This is a genomic window from Methylorubrum aminovorans (assembly GCF_022179725.1).
Lineage (GTDB): Bacteria > Pseudomonadota > Alphaproteobacteria > Rhizobiales > Beijerinckiaceae > Methylobacterium > Methylobacterium aminovorans.
In genome coordinates, this window is record NZ_BPRC01000067.1 from 2501 (window position 1) to 5755 (window position 3255).

Below are 3255 nucleotides of genomic sequence, written 5' to 3' on the forward strand. Positions count from 1 at the left end.
GCAGTCACCCAGGACGAACCTTGGGCTCCTACTGTTTGTAAGCATCCGGTTTCAGGTGCTGTTTCACTCCCCTCGTCGGGGTGCTTTTCACCTTTCCCTCACGGTACTGGTTCACTATCGGTCGCTGAGGAGTACTTAGGCTTGGAGGGTGGTCCCCCCATGTTCAGACAGGATTTCACGTGTCCCGCCCTACTCGAGTCCTTGCAATCGACCGTCCCGTACGGGGCTGTCACCCATCCTGCCGGCCTTTCCAGACCGTTCCGGTAATCTCATGCAAGGCACTGGCCTGGTCCGCGTTCGCTCGCCACTACTAACGGAGTCTCGTTGATGTCCTTTCCTCCGGGTACTGAGATGTTTCAGTTCCCCGGGTTCGCTTCAAACCCCTATGTATTCAGGATTTGATACCTTCATCTGACCAATCGTAGTGAAGGATCAGACCGACATCGCTGCCGCTCTGAGCCCACAATACGAAAGGTCGAAGGTGGGTTTCCCCATTCGGAAATCCCTGGATCAAAGCTCGTTCGCAGCTCCCCAAGGCTTATCGCAGCGTACCACGTCCTTCATCGCCTCTCAGCGCCAAGGCATCCACCGAATGCTCTTAAGGCACTTGATCGCTCTCATGATCGATGTCCGATGTGGTCGACAGCCGTTTTACGGATGGCGCCCACACACAGGACCACGGTCACGATAAAGACCAGTGATCGAACAGCCTCTCGGCCATCCGATCACATGCTTGCCGAACATAACCTTCAACGGGCACCCTGCTTTCGCAGGACCCGCGGTCACATTCCCTCTTCACAGTTGTTCATATCGATGCCGTGTCAGGCGCAGGGCGCTCAGACAGGCAAACTCTTACCTTCTCTCCGGATTTCCTTGTCAGACTGCCATCCCTGGTGCGCTTCTCAGCGAACTCCCAAAAGAATGGTGGAGACGGACGGGATCGAACCGACGACCTGATGCTTGCAAAGCAACTGCTCTCCCAGCTGAGCTACGTCCCCTGATCATGGTGGGCCTGGGACGACTCGAACGTCCGACCTCACCCTTATCAGGGGTGCGCTCTAACCACCTGAGCTACAGGCCCCGAGCCGGTCGCCCGATCGGCAGCCGTTGCCTACGCAACAGCGCCTTCAGCGATCCCGCTATCCGGATGAGAAAGAGAAACGAGGGCGGCCGATCCAGGTCCCGCCAATCGAAGCCCTGACTGGGCTTCATGTATCCAATGACGCTGCGAGAGGAGCGGATCGTCAGCCTGGCGGCCAACGCTCATCCTAAAGCGGCATCCTTAGAAAGGAGGTGATCCAGCCGCAGGTTCCCCTACGGCTACCTTGTTACGACTTCACCCCAGTCGCTGACCCTACCGTGGTCGCCTGCCTCCTTGCGGTTGGCGCAGCGCCGTCGGGTAAGACCAACTCCCATGGTGTGACGGGCGGTGTGTACAAGGCCCGGGAACGTATTCACCGTGGCGTGCTGATCCACGATTACTAGCGATTCCGCCTTCATGCACCCGAGTTGCAGAGTGCAATCCGAACTGAGACGGCTTTTGGGGATTTGCTCAACCTCGCGGTTTCGCGTCCCACTGTCACCGCCATTGTAGCACGTGTGTAGCCCATCCCGTAAGGGCCATGAGGACTTGACGTCATCCACACCTTCCTCGCGGCTTATCACCGGCAGTCTCCCTAGAGTGCCCAACTGAATGATGGCAACTAAGGACGTGGGTTGCGCTCGTTGCGGGACTTAACCCAACATCTCACGACACGAGCTGACGACAGCCATGCAGCACCTGTGTGCACGCCTCCGAAGAGGATCCCCGATCTCTCGAGGTAACATGCCATGTCAAGGGATGGTAAGGTTCTGCGCGTTGCTTCGAATTAAACCACATGCTCCACCGCTTGTGCGGGCCCCCGTCAATTCCTTTGAGTTTTAATCTTGCGACCGTACTCCCCAGGCGGAATGCTTAATGCGTTAGCGGCGCCACTGACCTGCAAGCAGACCAACGGCTGGCATTCATCGTTTACGGCGTGGACTACCAGGGTATCTAATCCTGTTTGCTCCCCACGCTTTCGCGCCTCAGCGTCAGAACCGGACCAGACAGCCGCCTTCGCCACTGGTGTTCTTGCGAATATCTACGAATTTCACCTCTACACTCGCAGTTCCGCTGTCCTCTTCCGGTCTCAAGCCAACCAGTATCGAAGGCAATTCTGTGGTTGAGCCACAGGCTTTCACCCCCGACTTAATCGGCCGCCTACGCGCCCTTTACGCCCAGTGATTCCGAGCAACGCTAGCCCCCTTCGTATTACCGCGGCTGCTGGCACGAAGTTAGCCGGGGCTTATTCTTCCGGTACCGTCATTATCGTCCCGGACAAAAGAGCTTTACAACCCTAAGGCCTTCATCACTCACGCGGCATGGCTGGATCAGGCTTGCGCCCATTGTCCAATATTCCCCACTGCTGCCTCCCGTAGGAGTCTGGGCCGTGTCTCAGTCCCAGTGTGGCTGATCATCCTCTCAGACCAGCTACTGATCGTCGCCTTGGTAGGCCGTTACCCCACCAACAAGCTAATCAGACGCGGGCCGATCCTTCGGCAGTAAACCTTTCCCCAAAAGGGCGTATCCGGTATTAGCTCAAGTTTCCCTGAGTTATTCCGAACCGAAGGGCACGTTCCCACGTGTTACTCACCCGTCTGCCGCTGACACCCGAAGGTGCCCGCTCGACTTGCATGTGTTAAGCCTGCCGCCAGCGTTCGCTCTGAGCCAGGATCAAACTCTCAAGTTGAAGAGCTGATCTCAGCTGATCACAACATAAACGGAGTGCTCACATCCGTATCACCCGCGTTTCCGCGAATGACCGGTGAGCGTTCCGAAACGAAGGTCAGCTTCATCTCTCACGGTCCGACTTTCGCCAGACCCGCAAGGACATGAACAAGCCGCCCACGTTTCTCTTTCTCTCAGATTCACTTGTCAAAGAGCGCGAAGCCTACACCCGTCCGGGTATAACCCTCCACCAAAGACGCGCCGACAGCCCGGTTGCCCGGCCCACGCAGCCCACCCTCAGCGATGAAGTCCGCGGCCGGATCCGAAACCCGCCGCCAGCGGTCCGCGGCGTCTAGAGCCGGCGAACCGTCCTGTCAACCGCCCCGCGAAAGCGCAACAGCGCCGGAGACGACCAACACCCCGGGACAACAAGGACAGCGATCGCCCGATCCAGTCACCCGGATCAGCTCCGCTCCACCAACAATCCCGAAGACCGCCAGAACCCC

The 3255-nt window shown here is 58.0% G+C and carries 2 tRNA genes and 2 rRNA genes (1 of these 4 running past the window's edge); all 4 read right to left on the minus strand.

The annotated features are described in order from the left end of the window. A 23S ribosomal RNA gene (locus MFF24_RS28330) occupies positions 1–613 on the minus strand; it reaches 2205 nt to the left of the window's first position. 309 nt (positions 614–922) lie between these two features. Beyond that, positions 923–998: transfer RNA gene (locus MFF24_RS28335), tRNA-Ala, on the minus strand. 6 nt (positions 999–1004) lie between these two features. Next, a tRNA-Ile gene (locus MFF24_RS28340) sits at positions 1005–1081 on the minus strand. Between the two features lie 205 nt (positions 1082–1286). Beyond that, positions 1287–2771, minus strand: a 16S ribosomal RNA gene (locus MFF24_RS28345). The 16S and 23S rRNA genes sit together here with 2 tRNA genes alongside, the layout of an rRNA operon. Positions 2772–3255: the final 484 nt, after the last annotated feature.